Here is a 17,995-nt window from a genome sequence, read left to right as displayed (position 1 = left end):
AGCCGCTTCCGGCAACGCAGGGTGGAACTCCATCCCACGGTGTCCAGAAGAGGCTGCCATGCATCACCCACGCTGTATCCTCATCGCATTGCTGGTCCTGACCAGCGTCCTTGCCAACGGCCGTGCCGCAGCCGGCGAACGCAGCCTGGACGGGGTCAACTTCACCGGTCCGCTGATCACCCCCAACCCGGCCGGCCTGCCGCAGGGCAACTGGTACATCGAACCCTACCTGGTGCGGGTCGACAGCCGCGATCAGTATGACGATGGCGGCCATCGCCGCGGCAGCGCGCAGCACAGCGGTGCGTGGGCCACGGTGGTGCCGATCATCTACGGCTTCAGCGACCGGGTGATGGGCCAGGTCAATCTCAGTGCATCGCGTGCCGAACAGGGCAGCGCGCGCAGCAGTGGTTTCCGCGCCGGCGATACCACTGCGCGCCTGCAGTACCTGCTGCAGGCGCCCAATGCCGATGGCACGCGTCCGGCCATCTCGGTCGCGCTGGTGCAGCGCTTCAGTACCGGCAGCCACGACCGCGTCACCGGCAATCCGCTCGATGCGCAGGGCGACGGTGTGCAGCGCACCACCGCCGCAGTGGGCGTGCAGCAGGTGGTCTGGCTGGGCAACGACCGCCCGCTGCGCTGGCGCGCCCAGCTCAGCGCGGGGCCGGCGCCGTCGCGCACGGCAATCTCCGGGGCCAGCGTGTACGGCACCGATGACAGCTTCCAGGGACACATCTCCCGCGGTTCGGTGCTGGGCCTGTCGGTGGGGGCCGAGTACAGCTTCAATCCGCGCTGGGTCGGCGTGATGGAAGTGGCCGCCAGCCGCGAGACCGGCCAGCGCCTGAGTGGTTTCGCGCGCAACGCCAGCGGCCACGTCGAGCGCGTCGAAGAACATCGCCCGGCCAGCCGCAGCATCACCCTGGCGCCGGCCGTGGAGTACCACTTCAGCCCGACGCTGGGCCTGATCGCCGGCGTGGAATTCAGCGTGGCGGGCCGCAACACCCGCCATATCGTCAGCCCCCAGATTGCCCTGGGCATGTTCTTCTAGGAGGTCGCCGATGAACATCGAATCCATCGTCAACACGATCCTCGGCGTCGTCTGGAGCCCCTACTTGGTGGTGCTGTGCCTGCTCACCGGCCTGTACTTCAGCGTGCGCACGCGCTTCATCCAGCTGCGTGCATTGCCGGACATGCTGCGCCTGATGTTCCGCCATGAGCGCTCCGATGCCGGGGTGTCGCCGTTCCAGGCGTTGTCCCTTTCGCTGTCCAGCCGGGTGGGCGTCGGCAACATCGCCGGCGTCGCCATGGCCATCGCCTTCGGCGGCCCCGGCGCGATCTTCTGGATGTGGATCGTCGCCTTCCTCGGTGCGTCCAGTGCATTCATCGAATCCACGCTCGCGCAGATCTACAAGGATCGCGACGGCAAGGGGCAGTACCGTGGCGGCCCGGCGTACTACATCGAGAAAGGCCTCGGCCAACGCTGGTATGCCGTGCTGTTCGCACTGGTGACGGTGCTGGCGGGCGCGATGCTGGCCGGCACCCAGTCCAATGCGATCACCAGTGCGGTGAACGAAGCCTGGGACGTGCCGGTGATGACCACCACCGCGGTTCTGCTGGTGGTGCTGGGCGCCATCCTCATCGGCGGTGTGCGGCGCATTGCGCGCGTGGCCGAATGGGTGGTGCCGCTGATGGCCGTGGCCTACCTGCTGGTCACGGCGCTGGTGATGGTGCTCAACGCGGAGAAGCTGCCGGAGGTGATCACGCTGGTGCTGCGCAGTGCATTCGGCGTGGATGCAGCGTTCGGCGCGATGATCGGTACTGCCATCCAGTGGGGCGTGCGTCGCGGCGTGCTGTCCAACGAGGCCGGCATGGGCAGTGGGGCGCACCCGGCCGCCGCCGCGGAAGTCTTGCATCCGGTCAAGCAGGGCCTGGTGCAGTCGTTCTCGGTCTACATCGACACGATGGTGGTGTGCAGTGCGACTGCCTTCCTGATCCTGTCCACCGGCCTGTACAACGTCTACGACCCCGCGGTGAACGGCATTCCCGATGACGCGCGCCTGCTGCTGGGCAATCTGCCCGGCGTCGAGGCCGGGCCACGCTTCGTGCAGCATGCAGTGGAATCGGCGCTGCCGGGCTTCGGCCGTTCGTTCGTGGCGCTGGCGATCCTGCCGTTCGCGTTCACCACCATCTTCGCGCTGTACTACATGGCCGAGACCAACGTCAGCTATCTGTGCCGCGATCGGCCGGCGGCGTGGCTGATGGGCGTCTTCCAGCTGCTGTTCCTGGCAGCGACCGGCTACTCGGCGGTGAACAGTGCCACAGTGGCCTGGTCGCTGGGCGACATCGGCGTTGGCCTGATGAGCTGGCTGAACATCATCGCCATCCTGCTGCTGCAAAGGCCTGCCCTGGCCGCACTGCGCGACTACGAGCAGCATCGCCAGGCCGGCAAGGATCCGCTGTTCAACCCGAAACTGCTGGGCGTGCGCAACACCAGCGTGTGGGAAGGCTGACAGGATCGGGGTCAGATCCCTCGCCAGGGCGAGGGCTCTGACCCACGCCATTGCCCGGTGGGCGCGAACCTCGGTTCGCACCGCTCTTCCCGCTGCACTCGCCGGGCATGGCCCGGCGCCAGCGCATCACTCGTTCGGAGGCGTGGTCGCCTTGGCTTCGCTGCCGAAACTACCATCGGCTTCCGCCGCCAGGTACGCGAACACCGTATACGCGGCCACGTTCTGCGCCAGTGCCTTCGGGTCGATCTTGTCCAGCGTGTCGTCGGCGGTGTGGTGCAGGTGGAAGTAGTCCGAGCCGTCCTGCGCCAGCCACGCCCACGCACCGCCCTTGGCGGCCAGCGGGCCGACGTCCGGGCCCGGGCCACCCTTGTCGGCCTGGTACTCGATGCCCAGCGGCTTCATTACTTCGGCAATCTGCTTCGTCGCTTCACGCGAGCCTTCCGGATTCGGTGAACCGGTATTGAAGGCGTAGATGCGGCCTGCGCCGAAGTCGCTCTCGGCGGCCAGCTGGTGCAGGGCCACGTCCTTGGCGTGTGCCTCGGCATAGGCCTTGCCGCCGTAGAGGCCCTGTTCCTCGTTGGCGAAGGCGATCACGCGGATGGTGCGCTTCGGTGCCTGCTTGAGCTGGCCGATCAGGTGGCCGGCAGCCATGGTGATGCCCACGCCTGCGCCGTCATCGACCGCGCCGGTGCCCAGGTCCCACGAATCCAGGTGACCGCCGATCACCACCATTTCCTTCGGCAGGCTGCGGCCGGTGATCTCGCCGATCACGTTGTACGAAGTGGCCGTGCCATCCCAACCGCAGTCCAGCGCCACCTTCACCGTGGTGCTGCCACGGGCCAGCAGGCGCGCCAGCTGGTCGGCATCGGGCACCGACAGTGCCGCCGACGGCACCGGGGTCAGGCCATCATCGAAACGGGTGATGCCGGTGTGCGGCACGCGGTGGGAGTCGGTACCGGCCGAGCGCATCAGGAAGCCCACCGCGCCCTTGCGGATCGCTTCTGACGGTCCCTTGCTGCGGATTGCACCGCCGCGGCCGTAGTCGCGGCCATCGCGGAACGGCAGCATCTGGTAATCGACGAAGGCGATCTTGCCCTTCAGCGAACCGGCCGGTGCCGCCTGCAGGGCGGCCAGATCGGCGAAGCGCACCACCTCCGCTTCCACCGTGCCGCCCGGGCTGCCGCCCAGCGCAGTGATCTGCAGCGGCTGCTGGTTCCTGCCGGTCACGGCAGCGTGTTCACTGCGGCGCTCCCATTTCGGGAAGGTCACCGGTTCCTTCCACACCTTGTCGAAGCCCAGTGCCTTGAACTTGGCTTCGGCCCAGGCCACGGCGCGGGCGTCGGCCTCGCTGCCGGCGATGCGCGGGCCGATTTCGGTGGTGAGCGATTCGACCACCTTCCAGCCGGTGTCATCGGCCAGCGCCTGGTCACGCAGCTGTGCGGCGGTGGCCAGCGACGCCGGGGGCAGGGTGGTGGTATGCGGCGCCGCGAAGGCCGGGGCGGCCAGCAGGGCGAGGGAGGATGCGATGGCAAGGACGCGGCGACGCATGGACAGCTCCGGGAAGGGACCAAGCCTTGGAGCTTAACAGTCGTTCAGCCCGGCGCATGGGCGGGAGGTCATGGCTGGCGCGAACGCTGTTTTCCGCCATGTCCGGCAAAGCGAAAGCCCCGCCGGAGCGGGGCTTTCGCGCAGTCGCGGTAGTGCCGGCCGCTGGCCGGCTTCCGCATGTTCCGATATTGCCGGCCAGCGGCCGACACTACCGTTCTGCGGCCTTATTTCTTCAGGCTGTCGCGGATCTCGCGCAGCAGCACCACTTCTTCGGCCGGTGCGGCCGGTGCCGCTTCCTGCTTGCGCGACAGGCGGTTGATCGCCTTGACCACGATGAAGATGGCGAAGGCCACGATCACGAACTGGATCAGCGTATTGATGAAGTCACCATAGCCGATCACCACGGCCGGAATCTCCTTGCTGTCCGGCCCGATGCGGGCCGGTGACAGCGTCCACGCCAGCTGCGAGAAATCCACCTTGCCGATCAGCAGGCCCAGCGGCGGCATGATGATCTTCTCGACCAGCGCCGTCACGATCTTGCCGAAGGCCGCGCCGATCACCACGCCGACGGCGAGGTCGATGACGTTGCCGCGCATCGCGAATTCCTTGAACTCGGTGAGCATTCCCATTGTTGTTTTTCTCCGGTGGGGAAGTGGACAGCGCGCAGGGTAGCGCAGGTAATGTCAGCCGGTGATCACGCCGTGGCGCTCGGCCACGTTTTCCAGGCGCGCGCTGAAGCGGTCGCCGGGCTTCAGTGCAGCCACGCCTGACGGGGTGCCCATGAACACCAGGTCGCCGGCACGCAGCTGCCACAGCTTGGACAGCTCGTGCAGGATCTCCGGCACGTTCCAGATCATCTGGTCCAGCAGCGCTTGCTGGCGCACCTCGCCGTTGACCTCCAATGACAGATTCAACGCGGCCAGATCGCCCACTTCGGCGGCATGCACGATCTCGCTGATCGGCGCGGAGGCGTCGAAGCCCTTTGCGGCATCCCACGGGTGGCCCTTTTCCTTGGCCGCAGCCTGCAGGTCGCGGCGGGTCAGGTCCAGGCCGACGGCGTAGCCGTAGACCAGTGCTTCGGCATCGGCCACGGCCAGTTCGCCTGCGGGCGCATCACGGCCGATCGCCACCACCAGCTCCACTTCGTGGTGCAGGTTGGCGGTCGCCGGCGGGTAGGGGATGGCGTCGTCATGGCCGACCACGATCGCATCGGCCGGCTTGCTGAAGAACATCGGGCGGCCACGGTCATCGGCCGCCGGCACCGCCGCGCCCATTTCGCGGGCGTGGTCGGCGAAGTTGCGGCCGACGCAGTAGATGCGGTGCACGGGGAAACTGCCACCGCCCACCACCGGTACACGCGGCAGGGCTACGGCAGGGATCACATCGGAGACATCGGACATGCGGGCATCCAGGAAGGGCGTGCCCGCAGTCTAGAACGCATGGCGCCCGCCGTCAGCGGGCGCGGAAGACCCGCATCAGCGCGGGGCCGGCAGCACCGGCTTGCGCACCACGCGGTACTCGCCTTCGACCACGGTCGGATCGACCGGACGGGCAACGCCCGGCTTGCGCGAGGCCAGCAGCTTCCACGCCAGGCCGACCAGGATCATCGCTGCACCGACGAACACGCCGATGAACACCATCGCGGCCAGGATCGCCAGGCCAAGCAGGCCCACGGCAACGCGCACCAGCGGATGGCGCGGCTTGCGCGGCGCGAACAGGGTGCGGAACTGGTTGAAGGCGGATGCGCGATTGAACATGGCGGCTCGATAGGCTGGGATCAGCGAAACCAGAGTATCGGGACGCGCCACTGTCATTGAGTGAAAAACTCGTTAAATATAGCCTGTGCTTATTACGGATCAATGACTTGTGTTCATGTCGCAGCCAGTCACCTGAGTGGGCGTGCGACAATGCGGGTTTACTGTCCGAGCCTTCGCCATGACTGCCTCTGCCGCCCTGATCGCCCTTGATGCCATTGCCGATGGCGCGTTTGCCGAGGTCGAAGCGGTGGTTGATGGCGATGCCGAATCGCTGGTGCTGTACCGCGACGGTGCGCAGGTGCGTGCGTTCCTGAACATCTGCCCGCACGCCGGCCGCCGCCTGGACTGGGCTCCGGGCCAGTTCCTGAAGAGCCGTGAAGGCCACCTGGTCTGCGCCGCGCATGGCGCCTCGTTCGCGCTGGACAGCGGCGACTGCATCGCCGGCCCCTGCAAGGGCGACCGCCTGCGCGTGGTGCCGGTGGACGTGCGCGACGGGCAGGTTTACCTGGCTTGAGGCCAGAAACAGTCGATCACGGCTCGACTCTACAAAAGCCGTGTCGACCAAGGTCGACACCTACCAGAGCGAGATCCGTGCCGACCAACGGTCGGCACCCACCACCAGCCTCGTGAAACTGTCGAAGGCGGGGCACTGTGGGTTTGCGGGGTGTGAGCGGCATGGATGCCGCGACCAAGCCCCCATGGATGGGTTTACGGCGTCCCCGCAAACCCACAGTGCCCCGCCATCCCACGGAATGCCCGCTGTTGCTGTTGCTGTTGCTTCGGCTTCTGCAGGTGCAGGGCGCAGCCCTGCCGATCAAGCCCCTCAGAACATCAGGTTGATCATCAGCACCACCACGCAGGTGTAGATCAGCGACAGCGGGCCGCCGACCCGCCACATCTCGCGCGGGGTGTAGTTGGCCGGGCCGGTGATCATCGAGATCACCGGGTTGGAGGCCGTCATCAGATTGTTGGACGCCGACAGCGCCACGATCAGCGCGAACGCGGTCGGGTTGCCGCCCGCCGCCAGTGCCAGGTTCACCGCGATCGGCACCATCACGATGGTCGCGCCCACGTGGCTGATCACCAGCGAGAACGCCGTGGTCAGCAGCGCCAGCGCCACCTCCAGCACCCACACCGGGATGCCGGTCGGCAGCTTGTCGATGGTATGGCCGGCCACCCACGCCGCCGCACCACTGGAGTCCATCGCCCAGCCGAGCGGAATCAGCCCGGCCATCATGAACACCGTTTTCCAGTTGATCGAGGCATAGGCCTCGTCCATGCGCAGCACGCCGGTCAGCAGCATGCCGGCCACGCCGGTCATCAGCGTCAGCGCCACCGGCAGCTTGCTGGTCAGCGCGATCAGGATGGTCAACGCGAAGATCGCCATGGCGATCTTGAACTTGTGCGGGCGTTGTTCGCCGGTCGGGTAGTCGGTCACCACCACGAAGTCGCGGCTCTTGGCCGCCTGTGCCAGGTCGGTCCAGATGCTGTGGAAGACCAGCATGTCGCCTGCACGCAACTGCACGTCGCGCACGTCCTCGCGGATCACCTGCTTGTCGCGGTTGATCGCCAGCAGGCTGATGCCGCGCTCCTTGCGCAGGCGCAGGTCGGCCGCGCTCTTGCCGATCACGTTCGAGGTCGGCGGCACCACCGCCTCGGAAATACCGGCGCGGCTCGGGTTGAACAGGTCACCCAGGTGCTTCAGGCGCGAAGACATGCGCAGGAACTGGTTCTGCGCGAAGTCGTTGATCTGCTCGCGCGGACCCATTGCGCCGAGCACGCTGCCCACCCAGATGCGCATCTCCGCCGGCGGCGCCAGGCGCGTGTCGTTGCCGGTCTTCAGGGCCAGCAGCAGCGGGGCATCGTGCAGGTTCTCCGCCTCGCCCAGGGTCATGCCGACCAGCGGGCTTTCGGCACTGACCACCAGCTCGAACACATCGCCTTCAATGCCATAGGTCTTGGCGAAGTAGCTTTCGGTGCGCGCCGGGGTGACCCCGTCGTTGGCCAGGTTCTCTTCCTCGATCAGCTTGCGGTCGCCGTAGTAGCGGAAATACAGCAGCGAGGCGATCAGCAGCGCCACGCCGATCGGCAGCGGCGCGAACATGCGCAGCGGCTCGATGGTGGCCAGGCCCGAGGGCAGGTTGTTGTTGGCCGAGGCCAGCAGGTCGTTCAGCAGGATGAGCGGTGAATTGCCGACCATGGTCAGCGCACCGCCCATCACGATCGCCGCCGAAATCGGCAGCAGCAGGCGCTGCAGGGTCAGGCCGGTGCGCGCTGCCAGTCGCGAAGCCACCGGCAGGTACAGCGCCATCACCGACGGGTTCTGCATGAAGGACGAGTTCAGGCCGGCAATGGCCGTGGTCATCATCAGCAGCCGCTGCTCGACGCCATGACCGCGTCGTAGCAGCCACGCGGCCAGCCGGTTCAGCGCCCCGGTGCGGTCCAGGCCGGCACCGAGGATGGTGGTGGCGATGATGCTCATCACCGCGTTACCGGAGAAGCCGCCGAAGATTTCCTCCGGCGCGATCAGCCCGGTGACACCGAGCACCACCAGTACCACCAGCGCGACCACATCGGCGCGGATGCGCTCGAACAGGAACATCGCCATCGTGAAGCCGACCAGCCCGAGCACGAGCTTCATGTCGTTGGTCAGCGTCAGCGCGGTATCCATGTGGGGCGCGGCGTCCTCAGGCGATCGTCAGGTGCGGTCGTACAGCAGGTCCCAGACGCCATGGCCGAGTTTCTGGCCGCGGGTCTCGAAGTGGGTCTGCGGGCGCCAGTCCGGGCGCGGCACGCTGCCACGCGGGCCGGCACGGTTGACCAGGCCGGCGGTGACATCGAGCACGTCCCACATCTGCTCGGCGTAGTCCTCCCAGTCGGTGGCACAGTGCAGGCGGCCGCCCGGGCGCAGCTTGCGCACCAGCAGTTCGGCGAACGCCGGCTGCAGCAGGCGGCGCTTGTTGTGGCGCTTCTTGTGCCACGGGTCCGGGAAGTAGATGCGCACTTCATCGAGCGCGCCATCGGCGATCTCGTTCTGCAGCACTTCCACCGCGTCGTGGTGGTACAGGCGCACGTGGTCGGCGTTGTCGTCGGCCAGCGCGTTCAGCAGCCGGCCCACGCCCGGGGCGTGCACTTCGATGCCGATGTAATCGCGCGACGGGTCGTGCTGGGCGGCGAAGCGCAGCGCGGCACCGTTGCCGAAGCCGATTTCCAGCACCTTGTGTGCCGGGCGGCCGAAGGTGGCGTCCAGGTCACGCGGTTGGCCGGTGTAGTCGAGGCCGAAGCGCGGCCAGCGTTCGTCGAACGCGCGCTGCTGGGCGGGGGTGAAGCGGCCTTGGCGCAACACGAAGCTGCGCACTTCGCGGCGGCCCTCGCTTACGGTGAAGGGCTTGGGCGGAGCCTTGGAACCGGCGCTGTCGAAAGGATTGGTCATCAGCCGATCAGCCCATCCACCGGCGAGGAGGCGCTGGCGTAGCGCTTGCGCGGGATGCGCCCGGCCAGGAAGGCCTCGCGGCCGGCCTCGACCGCCTTGCGCATGGCACTGGCCATCAGCACCGGGTGGCGCGCACCGGCAATGGCCGTGTTCATCAGCACGCCGTCGCAGCCCAGCTCCATCGCAATCGCGGCATCCGACGCGGTACCGACGCCAGCGTCAACGATGATCGGCACCTTGGCGTCTTCGATGATCTGCAGCAGGTTGTACTTGTTCTGGATGCCCAGGCCCGAACCGATCGGCGCGGCCAGCGGCATCACCGCAGCGCAGCCGATCTCTTCCAGGCGCTTGGCCAGGATCGGATCGTCGGAGGTGTAGACCATCACTTCGAAGCCGTCCTTGACCAGCTGCTCGGCAGCCTTGAGGGTCTGCACCACGTCCGGGTACAGCGACTTCTGGTCGCCCAGCACTTCCAGCTTGGTCAGGTTATGGCCGTCCAGCAGCTCACGGGCCAGGCGGCAGGTGCGCACGGCGTCTTCGGCGGTGTAGCAGCCGGCGGTGTTGGGCAGGATGGTGTAGCGCTCCGGCGGCAGCACGTCGAGCAGGTTCGGCTCACCCGGGTTCTGCCCGATGTTGGTGCGGCGGATCGCCACGGTGACGATCTGGGCGCCCGCGGCCTCGGTGGCCAGGCGGGTTTCTTCCAGATCCTTGAACTTGCCGGTGCCGGTCAGCAGCCGCGAGCCATAGGTCTTGCCGGCGATCACCAGCGAATCGGGGGAGACATGAACGTTCATGGCGCGATTATCGCCTATCCGCCTGAAGATGGGATCACGCAAGGCGGTGCTGTCCGCAGGAGGGCGAGGGTAGTGCCGGCCGCTGGCCGGCACATGCAGGGTGCCTGACAGCGTCGGATTGCCGGCCAGCGGCCGGCACCACCCGGAGGTCTCAGCCCCCGCCCAACGCGTGCACGATCTCCACCACGTCGCCTTCGGCCAGGACGTGCTCGCCGTGGCGGCTGCGGCTGACGATCTCGCCGTTGACCTCGACCGCCACCCGGCGCTGCAGCAACTGTTCGGCCTCGAGCAGGTCGTGGAGGGTTGCCGAAGCGGGCAGGGCGCGGGGTTCGCCATTGAGCTGGATGTTCATCCGTGCATTGTCGCCGATAGCCCGCCGGGATCGGAACACTTGCAAATTGAGCGGGGCGCCAGCTCCGGCACAGCAGGTTTTCCGGTGATCGGGCGACAATCCATGCGGCGGCGCAGCGTGAGCAAAACGCGGCGCAGTGAAACCATTCACCGTGCGCCGGCGTACGTCCGCCGGGTCCTCAACGATATCCCCACAGGAGTTTTTTCATGCTGCTCAGCAAACGCCCGATCCGCACCCTGATGGCGGCCGCGATCGCGCTGGCCGCGCTTCCGGCCATGGCAGGCGAATCCCCGTATTCCAAGGCCGTGTTCTTCGGCGACAGCCTGACCGATGCCGGCTATTTCCGCCCGCTGCTTGATCCGGGCGTGCAGCCGGTCACCGGTCAGTTCACCACCAACCCGGGCTGGGTGTGGTCGCAGCAGGTCGCCAATTACTACGGCCTCAACGGCGGTGCCAACGGCAACGGCCAGAAGGGTGACAACTATGCTGTCGGTGGCGCCCGCGTATCGGTCGACGAAGCGGGTGGCCTGGGTGCCATTCCGTCGCTGAAGTCGCAGGCCGCCCGTTACCTTGCCGCCAACGGCGGCAAGGCTGACGGTAACGCGCTGTACACCGTCTGGGGAGGCGCCAATGATCTGTTCGCGGCCACCCGTGCGGCGGCAGGCGGCGCGTCCCAGGCCCAGGTGCAGGGCATCATCGGCGCAGCGGTCACGGACCAGATCGCACTGGTGGGGGCACTGAAGCAGGCCGGCGCCCAGTACGTGCTGGTTCCGAACCTGCCGGACGTGGGCATCACTCCGCAGTTCCGTGGTCCCAATGCCGCCGCCGCCACCGCACTGTCGGCCGGCTACAACAAGGCCCTGTACGGTGGCCTGAAGCAGGCCGGCATCGAGTTCATCCCGCTTGATACCTTCAGCATCCTGCGTGAAGTAACCGCCAGCCCGGCGATGTACGGCTTCACCAACGTCACCAGCACCGCCTGCAAGATCGATCCGAACAACGCCACTGCAAGCATCATTGGCTGCAACCCGACCAGCTACGTCAGCCCGGATGCGGCCAATACCTATCTGTTCGCCGATGGCGTGCATCCGACCACGGCGGGCCACCAGCTGCTGGGCCAGTACGCGGTCTCGGTGCTGGAAGCCCCGCGCCTGCAGCAGGTGCTGAGCCACTCGGCACAGACCATCGGTCGTTCGCGTGCCGATCAGGTCAGCATGCACCTGGGCGGTCGTCCGGCCGACGGCCTGTCCTGGTGGGGCGGCGTCCGCGGTGACCTGCAGCGCTACGACCACGCGGATCTGTACGACGGCCTGGCGCCGGCCGGCCTGTTCGGCATCGACTGGGCGCGCGACGGCATGGTGGTCGGCGGCTTCGCCGGCTTCGGCCGCCTCAACGCCGACTTCGGCAACAGCCGTGGCGATTTCACCCAGAAGGACACCACCGCCGGTCTGTTCGCCGGCTGGTACGGCGATCGCATCTGGGTGAACGGCCAAGTCAGCTACACCTGGCTGTCGTATGACGTGAACCGCAAGGTCCAGCTCGGCCCGGCCACCCGCGAGCACGGTGGTTCGCCGGACGGCAGCAACCTGACCGCCGCCCTGAACGCCGGTTACGAGTTCGGCACCGAAGGCGGCTTCCGCCACGGCCCGATCGCTTCGGTGATCTGGCAGAAGGTGAAGATCGATGGTTACACCGAAAGCGCTGCGGCCGGCACCCTGGCCACCGCGCTGGGCTACGACCGCCAGAACGTTGATTCGACCGTTGGTCGCATCGGTTGGCAGGCCCGCTTCGATGGCGGCACCCTCAAGCCGTACGCGCAGCTGACCTACGACCATGAGTTCGAAGACACCAAGCAGGGCAGCGCGTGGCTGCAGACCTTGCCGGAACTGGGCAGCTACCGTGTGCCGGGCCTGAAGTTCGACAAGGACTACGCGACCGTCGTGCTGGGCGCCCGCACCGAACTGTTCGGGCTGCAGAGCAACTTCGGCCTGAGCGCTTCGGCCGGGCAGAAGCGCGCCCAGGACGCAACGCTGTTCGCCAACTTCAGCGGCAGCTTCTAAGCAGAGACCAGGCGGGGTCGGCCCTCTCGGCAGCGAGAGGGCTTTGACCCCCGGCCTGATGCGATGGGCACCATTGCGCAACACGGGGCCCAGCGCATAGACTTCCCACCGCAACGCGGGCGTAGCTCAATGGTAGAGCTGTAGCTTCCCAAGCTACTGACGTGGGTTCGATTCCCATCGCCCGCTCCATGTCTCCAGCGGTCTGTATCAGGCAGACGCTCCGCGATATCCGAACCCCGCTTTTCCGCGCATGGATCCCGGTCGAGATGCCCGGTGAATGCCAGGGCTGGACGTCGCTTCGCAAACATCCCTTGGCCGGATCGGTCGAGTCCGAATGCATCCTTGCGCATAGCCTGCAGGACAGGAATTCCCCTGCCCCAGCGCTGTGGCCTTCCGGGCTTGGTCAGGCTGCAGGGTTCAGTTGATGCTTGGCTTGGGAATGCTAAAAGATCGTTAGCTGTTGACGCCCATCATCCGTTGCCCGGAGCGTGAATGATCGCTGCACTTGTGCCCATCAGGCGATGCTTTGATTTTTCCGGGCGATCCGACCGGCGGGAGTTCTGGTCGTATTCGCTGCTTGCCGGGTTCGTCATAGCGGTGAGCTACAGCGTGATGGATCGCGGTTACTGGCTGGTCGGCTACCTGTCGTTCGATTGGGAAACGTCAGAGATCCTGTGGAAGCTGGGATGGGTCATGACCGTCTGCGCTGTCATCGTCTTCCTGCCTCCGATGCTGGCCCTGACCGTGCGGAGATTGCACGATATCGACGAGTCAGGCTGGTACACCGTGATCGCGTTCATTCCCTTGGGGGTGTTCGTCCTCTTTCCGGTCATGCTGCTTCCCGGGAGCGAGGAAGAGAATCGATTTGGCGCAGTTCCAGGAGCGCAGGATGCTTGAACCGGCATCGGCCGCAATCGATCGGATCGGCATTGAAGGCGTGGACGGTTCGCTGGGGCGCCTCTCTCATCCGCATGTCCCTTGATCGAACCGCCCTGCGGCGCTACACCCAGTGGTTGCCGTTCCTGGCCCTGTTCGCCGTCTGTGTGGCCTGGTGGTCGCCTCTGGGAGTGATTGTCGGCCTTGCCGTGTGCCTTGCGCTGGGGGGCGCGCTGCAGCGCATCGATCTGGTCGGCGATGCGGTGGGCGGTTCACGCCTGCGCTCGCGATCGATGAAGCCCTTTGCCGAACGGCCGCCCGCACATGATGTGCTGTTGGATTGGGGCGAGCTGGGCATGGGCGGACCGGCGTACAGCACGCAGATGCTGCGCGATGGCGCCATCGTCGAAGGCGTATCCACTGGAGGCAGTCGTGATGCCAGTGGTGAATGGCAGGACCTGCCGGGAGGCGCGCTGCGCCTGGCCAGCGGGTATGTTGATCGATGCGAAGCAGTGATCGTCTACGACGAGCGCCAAAAGACGGTGCAGGTGCTTGCGGCTGCTCCCGGCCTGTTCCGGCAGCAGCTGAGCGAGCGCCAGCAGTCCGATGGGGACGCCGGTGCGGAGGCGTGGCTGCGCAGCCAGCCCGGCGGCATGACCCAGCTGCATCCCTGCCGGGGCCTATGGCTGGAGCAGGGACATCCGGCGCTGGCCGCCGGAGTGCCGCGGGAGCTGAGGCACGTCCTGCCTGATGCCCGGGTGCTGCGCGCGGTCCCGCTGCTTCCCGAGGATCTGCGCGTGACCGCGCATCCGGCGCTGTTCGCGTGCATCTGCCCGTATGCCCTTTACCTTGACGACGCCTCCAGTGGTCGCCACGCCTGTGATCTGGAGACGGTGATCGCGAGCCCGTCGGGACGCTGCCTGGTGGTGGCCGGCAGTGTGCTTGATGAGAACCTGCGACCCATCGAGGGCGTGTGGCTTGTCTGCTGGCAGGGTCGTTGGCAAGCCTTTGCCCGTCATGCGATGGGGGGCTTCGGCAAGGCCCGGAGCATGGCCTGGATCAATGTGATCGATGCTGACGATGACGGCACACTCCAGTGCGAAGCCTATGAGGAACGCTGGGAGTCCGATGCCGTCCATCGAAACCCCACGCGCCACACAGCCTTGGAGCTGCCTGTGGAATGGCGTGAAACCGGGTTGGCGCTGCGCGCCCGTGATGGGCGCTTCAGGCTGCGCCTTCCCTCGCGCTGATCAGGCCTCGGCGGCGCGCGCGCTCGTTTCCCGCAGCGACTGTGCATATTCCTCGGTGAACAGCCCCGACAACGCCTGGCGCTGCTCCGCATCGATCTCGCGCGAGGCGTTGGCCGTGTAGTCGAAATGAACCATCACGCAGCGCCCGCTGGCTACCAGGGCCTCGAACTGGAACGCCTGTTGCACGATCGAGAGCGAGGAGCGGCCAATGCTCTCGATCCGGGTCTCGATGCGCACTTCGTGTCCCGCCTGTATCTGCTGCAGGAAGTCGATCTCGTAGCGGCGCAGGATCAGTGCCAGGTCGCGCATGCTGGCCTCGCGGCTGAAATGCCGGAAGATCTCCTGGCGGCCTTCCTCGAACCAGACGGGCAGGGCGGTGTTGGTGACGTGGCCGAGTACATCCACTTCGGAGAAGCGCGGGAATACGGTGATCGACATCGGGTTTCCTTGCGGTCTGGCCTGCCCCGCAGTGTGCCGCCTGCGCCTGAGCAAGCCACGCCGCAGGGCATCATCCGCCCGCCACACGCCCGCGCTATGCTGCGCGCCTGCCGCCCGATCCTGCCGCGATGAAGCTCGCCATCCTGTCCCGCAACAGTTCCCTGTATTCCACCCGCCGGCTGGTCGAGGCGGCGCGCGCGCGCGGCCACACCGTGCGCATCCTCGATCCGCTGCGCTGCTACATGCGCATTGCCGCCGATGGCTTTTCGATGCATTACAAGGGCCGGCCGATGACCGGCGTGGACATGGTCATCCCGCGCATCGGTGCCTCGATCACCCGCTATGGCACGGCCGTGCTGCGCCAGTTCGAACTGATGGGTGCACGCACCCCGAATCCGTCCGACGCGATCCTGCGTTCGCGCGACAAGCTGCGCGCACACCAGCTGCTGGCGGCCAAGGGCATCGACATGCCGGTCACTGTGTTCGGCGACAACCCCGACGACACCGTCGACCTGTTGTCCATGCTGGGCCCACCGCCGCATGTGGTGAAGCTCAACGAGGGTACCCAGGGGCGCGGCGTGATCCTGACCGAGAAGGCCAGCGCCTCGCGCGGCATTGTCGAGGCCCTGCGCGGGTTGTACGCCAATTTCCTGATGCAGGAATTCATCGGCGAGGCCAAGGGCGCCGATCTGCGCTGCTTCGTGGTCGGTGACCAGGTGGTTGCCTCGATGCAGCGGCAGGCGCCGGAAGGTGACTTCCGCTCCAACCTGCATGCCGGGGGTACGGCGGTGGCGGCCAAGGCCAGCCGTGCCGAGCAGCAGGTGGCGGTGCGGTCGGCCAAGGCGCTGGGACTGTCAGTGTGCGGGGTGGACCTGATCCGCTCCGCCCGCGGCCCGCTGGTGCTGGAGGTCAATTCAACGCCGGGGCTGGAAGGGATCGAGGCTGCGTGCGGGGTGGACGTGGCCACGCGCATCATCGAGCACGTCGAGAAGCTTAAAAAACCCTGATTATTCAGCGCCTTGAGATTCTCACAGGCGGATGAGGCCGGCTTTAACAAGCCTTTAATCGGCCCACGCGTAGGCTTCAGCGAACCGCAGCTCTGCCTCTCAGCAGGATCGGTATCGGGATACAACTTCAGACCCAGGCGGGGGCACCGCCTGGGTCTTTTTTATGCCTGCCAGCTGTCCCTTGTGGAGGTGGCGTGACGGCCGTAGAGTGGCCCCCATCGTTCCTGGATGGATCGGAGGCTGGCGATGTACCGCATCACGATGATCGCGTTGTTGCTGGGCCTGGCCGGATCTGCTGCGGCCAAGCCGGAGAAAGCCGTTGTGCAGATGGACCGGCAGTCGCCGGTGGCCGAGCAGGTGCGCCAGGTCGAAAAGGCCCTGGATGATGGCGATTACAGCGAGATTTCCGCTGATGACCGCAGCACCGTGCGCGAAGCGCTGGCCCGGATCACCGCGAGGATGGGCGGCCACCAGAGCGTGCAGGAACTGCCGCCGCAGGTGCAGGGGGAGGTCTTCAACGACCAGGAGCGGATCAATACCCTGCTCACCCGCGCCCACGAGGACAGCCGGCAGATCTGCCAGCACACGCGCAGTACCGGCAGCAACATGCCCAAAAGCCGCTGCCTGACGGTGGCCGAGCGCCGCCGGATCGAGGAAAAGGGCAAGGCGCTGTTGAACGACCAGCGCACCTTCAACAACTTCAACCCTGCCAGCTCGCGGTAGGGCTTCCGCTGCCCCGACCATTGGCACTTGCTGGCGTGAAGGGGGTGCGAATAGAGTCGGGATTCGCCACAGACAAGGATTTGTTTGCCATGAAACAGGCTTTGATGTCGGCCGTCCTGTTGTCAGGACTCGCCCTGGTCAGTACCGCATCGGCATCCAGGGGCAAGGACGTGTTCGTGCCCGGCCAGCCGCTGCAGCAGCAGATCGCGCGTATCGAGGTGGAGCTCAAGGACGGCGAAACCTATTCGGAACTCAAGCAGGACGAGCGCACCCGCGTCAACGACGCCCTGGCACGCATGCGCGCAGCGGTGGAGCAGTACCCGGCACGCGATTCCATGCCTGAACCGGTGCAAACCCAGGTCTTCAACGATCAGCAGGTCGTGAACACGGTTTTGACACAGGCGCGTGAAGATAGTCGTCTAATATGCCAACGTGAAAAGCCCATCGGTTCCAACCGGACCACGACGCAGTGCATGACCGTTGCCGAGCGCGCTCGGCAGAAGGAACGGGCACAGCAGGACATGAGGCAGGTCATGCGCGCCGGCAGTACAGTCAATTAGAGGTGACAGTGAGAATCCTGGTAATCGAAGACAACAGCGACATTGCGGCCAACCTGGGCGACTATCTGGAGGACCGGGGGCATACGGTGGACTTCGCGGCTGACGGGGTCACCGGCCTGCATCTGGCCGTGGTGCACGAGTTCGACGCGATCGTGCTGGATCTCAACCTGCCAGGCATGGACGGCATCGAAGTCTGCCGCAAACTGCGCAATGAAGCGCGCAAGCAGACCCCGGTGCTGATGCTGACGGCCCGCGATTCGCTGGACAACAAGCTGGCCGGCTTCGATTCCGGTGCCGATGACTACCTGATCAAGCCGTTCGCGCTGCAGGAAGTGGAAGTGCGTCTGAACGCCCTGTCGCGCCGCGGCAAGGGCGTGCAGACCCGCGTGCTGGAAACCGGCGACCTGGAATACAACCTGGATACGCTGGAAGTGCGCCGCCAGGGCAAGCTGCTGCAGCTCAACCCGACCGCGCTGAAGATCCTGCAGGCGCTGATGGAAGCGGCACCGGCGGTGGTGACCCGCCAGGAGTTGGAAACCCGCGTGTGGGGCGAGGAACTGCCCGACTCGGATTCGCTGCGCGTGCATATCCATGGCCTGCGTGCGGTGGTCGACAAGCCGTTTGAAGTGCCGCTGATCCAGACCCGCCATGGCATCGGATACCGCATCGCCACCCCGGAAGCCTGATTCC

The 17,995-nt window shown here is 66.4% G+C and carries 19 protein-coding genes and 1 tRNA gene; 11 read left to right on the top strand and 9 right to left on the bottom strand.

From position 1 onward, the window contains the following. Positions 1-58 precede the first annotated feature (58 nt). The gene (locus tag AC5P9P_RS08715; protein ID WP_049404369.1) at positions 59-1,045 is read left to right on the top strand and encodes a hypothetical protein; all 987 of its coding nucleotides are present in this window, start codon (positions 59-61) and stop codon (positions 1,043-1,045) included. 10 nt (positions 1,046-1,055) lie between these two features. Beyond that, on the top strand, positions 1,056-2,507 hold the full coding sequence (locus AC5P9P_RS08710) for an alanine/glycine:cation symporter family protein (protein ID WP_495232692.1): 1,452 nt from the start codon (positions 1,056-1,058) through the stop codon (positions 2,505-2,507). Positions 2,508-2,633: 126 nt separating this feature from the next. Here the strand turns inward: AC5P9P_RS08710 and AC5P9P_RS08705 are convergent, their stop codons facing one another. From AC5P9P_RS08705 to AC5P9P_RS08690, 4 genes are all read right to left on the bottom strand, one after another. Further along, positions 2,634-4,055 carry a M28 family peptidase gene (locus tag AC5P9P_RS08705; protein WP_495232691.1) on the bottom strand — a complete coding sequence of 474 codons (1,422 nt, stop codon included), beginning with the start codon at positions 4,053-4,055 and terminating at the stop codon, positions 2,634-2,636. Between the two features lie 224 nt (positions 4,056-4,279). Then, on the bottom strand, positions 4,280-4,684 hold the full coding sequence (mscL, locus tag AC5P9P_RS08700; protein ID WP_164133193.1) for a large-conductance mechanosensitive channel protein MscL: 405 nt from the start codon (positions 4,682-4,684) through the stop codon (positions 4,280-4,282). Positions 4,685-4,738: 54 nt separating this feature from the next. Next, entirely contained in the window at positions 4,739-5,455 is a 717-nt protein-coding gene (locus AC5P9P_RS08695) for a fumarylacetoacetate hydrolase family protein (RefSeq protein WP_033834423.1), read from the bottom strand. Between the two features lie 75 nt (positions 5,456-5,530). After that, entirely contained in the window at positions 5,531-5,812 is a 282-nt protein-coding gene (locus tag AC5P9P_RS08690; protein WP_049452126.1) for a hypothetical protein, read from the bottom strand. A 178-nt stretch (positions 5,813-5,990) separates the two neighbouring features. On the opposite strand from AC5P9P_RS08690, the gene AC5P9P_RS08685 reads away from it, so the two are divergent. Continuing rightward, the gene (locus AC5P9P_RS08685; protein ID WP_049452127.1) at positions 5,991-6,326 is read left to right on the top strand and encodes a Rieske (2Fe-2S) protein; all 336 of its coding nucleotides are present in this window, start codon (positions 5,991-5,993) and stop codon (positions 6,324-6,326) included. Between the two features lie 309 nt (positions 6,327-6,635). Here AC5P9P_RS08685 and AC5P9P_RS08680 read toward each other — a convergent pair whose 3' ends face one another. The 4 genes from AC5P9P_RS08680 to thiS form a co-directional block, all read right to left on the bottom strand. After that, the gene (locus tag AC5P9P_RS08680; protein WP_043034315.1) at positions 6,636-8,483 is read right to left on the bottom strand and encodes an SLC13 family permease; all 1,848 of its coding nucleotides are present in this window, start codon (positions 8,481-8,483) and stop codon (positions 6,636-6,638) included. Between the two features lie 27 nt (positions 8,484-8,510). Next, positions 8,511-9,245, bottom strand: a complete 735-nt coding sequence (gene trmB, locus AC5P9P_RS08675) for a tRNA (guanosine(46)-N7)-methyltransferase TrmB (protein WP_322535014.1) — start codon at positions 9,243-9,245, stop codon at positions 8,511-8,513. Then, positions 9,245-10,039 carry a thiazole synthase gene (locus AC5P9P_RS08670; RefSeq protein WP_005410813.1) on the bottom strand — a complete coding sequence of 265 codons (795 nt, stop codon included), beginning with the start codon at positions 10,037-10,039 and terminating at the stop codon, positions 9,245-9,247. Before AC5P9P_RS08670 ends, trmB begins: the two co-directional genes overlap by 1 nt. 151 nt (positions 10,040-10,190) lie before the next feature. Beyond that, a complete protein-coding gene (gene thiS / locus AC5P9P_RS08665; RefSeq protein WP_005410812.1) occupies positions 10,191-10,391 on the bottom strand; it encodes a sulfur carrier protein ThiS in 201 nt (66 codons plus the stop codon). A 206-nt stretch (positions 10,392-10,597) separates the two neighbouring features. On the opposite strand from thiS, the gene AC5P9P_RS08660 reads away from it, so the two are divergent. The 4 genes from AC5P9P_RS08660 to AC5P9P_RS08645 all read left to right on the top strand — a co-directional run bounded on the left by AC5P9P_RS08660 (position 10,598) and on the right by AC5P9P_RS08645 (position 14,577). After that, complete coding sequence (locus AC5P9P_RS08660; protein ID WP_049404364.1) at positions 10,598-12,451, top strand: autotransporter domain-containing esterase; 1,854 nt, start codon at positions 10,598-10,600, stop codon at positions 12,449-12,451. A gap of 115 nt (positions 12,452-12,566) precedes the next feature. After that, positions 12,567-12,640, top strand: a tRNA-Gly gene (locus AC5P9P_RS08655). Positions 12,641-12,943: 303 nt separating this feature from the next. Next, complete coding sequence (locus tag AC5P9P_RS08650; protein WP_033833118.1) at positions 12,944-13,348, top strand: DUF805 domain-containing protein; 405 nt, start codon at positions 12,944-12,946, stop codon at positions 13,346-13,348. Positions 13,349-13,422: 74 nt separating this feature from the next. Beyond that, positions 13,423-14,577 (top strand): hypothetical protein, encoded by a 1,155-nt coding sequence (locus AC5P9P_RS08645; RefSeq protein WP_111188546.1) that lies wholly within the window; start codon positions 13,423-13,425, stop codon positions 14,575-14,577. Here the strand turns inward: AC5P9P_RS08645 and AC5P9P_RS08640 are convergent, their stop codons facing one another. Continuing rightward, positions 14,578-15,015, bottom strand: coding sequence for an acyl-CoA thioesterase (locus AC5P9P_RS08640; protein WP_005414313.1), 438 nt, complete (start codon positions 15,013-15,015; stop codon positions 14,578-14,580). It lies immediately after the preceding gene. Positions 15,016-15,143: 128 nt separating this feature from the next. Between AC5P9P_RS08640 and rimK the strand changes: the two genes are divergently transcribed. The 4 genes from rimK to AC5P9P_RS08620 all read left to right on the top strand — a co-directional run bounded on the left by rimK (position 15,144) and on the right by AC5P9P_RS08620 (position 17,991). Beyond that, positions 15,144-16,022, top strand: coding sequence for a 30S ribosomal protein S6--L-glutamate ligase (gene rimK / locus AC5P9P_RS08635; RefSeq protein WP_005410807.1), 879 nt, complete (start codon positions 15,144-15,146; stop codon positions 16,020-16,022). Between the two features lie 246 nt (positions 16,023-16,268). Further along, positions 16,269-16,745, top strand: coding sequence for a hypothetical protein (locus AC5P9P_RS08630; protein ID WP_033833115.1), 477 nt, complete (start codon positions 16,269-16,271; stop codon positions 16,743-16,745). Between the two features lie 89 nt (positions 16,746-16,834). Beyond that, a complete protein-coding gene (locus AC5P9P_RS08625; protein ID WP_005410805.1) occupies positions 16,835-17,305 on the top strand; it encodes a hypothetical protein in 471 nt (156 codons plus the stop codon). Between the two features lie 8 nt (positions 17,306-17,313). Next, positions 17,314-17,991: a response regulator transcription factor gene (locus AC5P9P_RS08620; RefSeq protein ID WP_005410804.1), complete on the top strand. Its 678-nt coding sequence runs from the start codon at positions 17,314-17,316 to the stop codon at positions 17,989-17,991. The last annotated feature ends 4 nt before the right edge of the window (positions 17,992-17,995 follow it).

The organism is Stenotrophomonas sp. YJH_SMC_14-1, from assembly GCF_059372275.1.
This window is presented reverse-complemented; position numbering and strand designations above follow the sequence as displayed.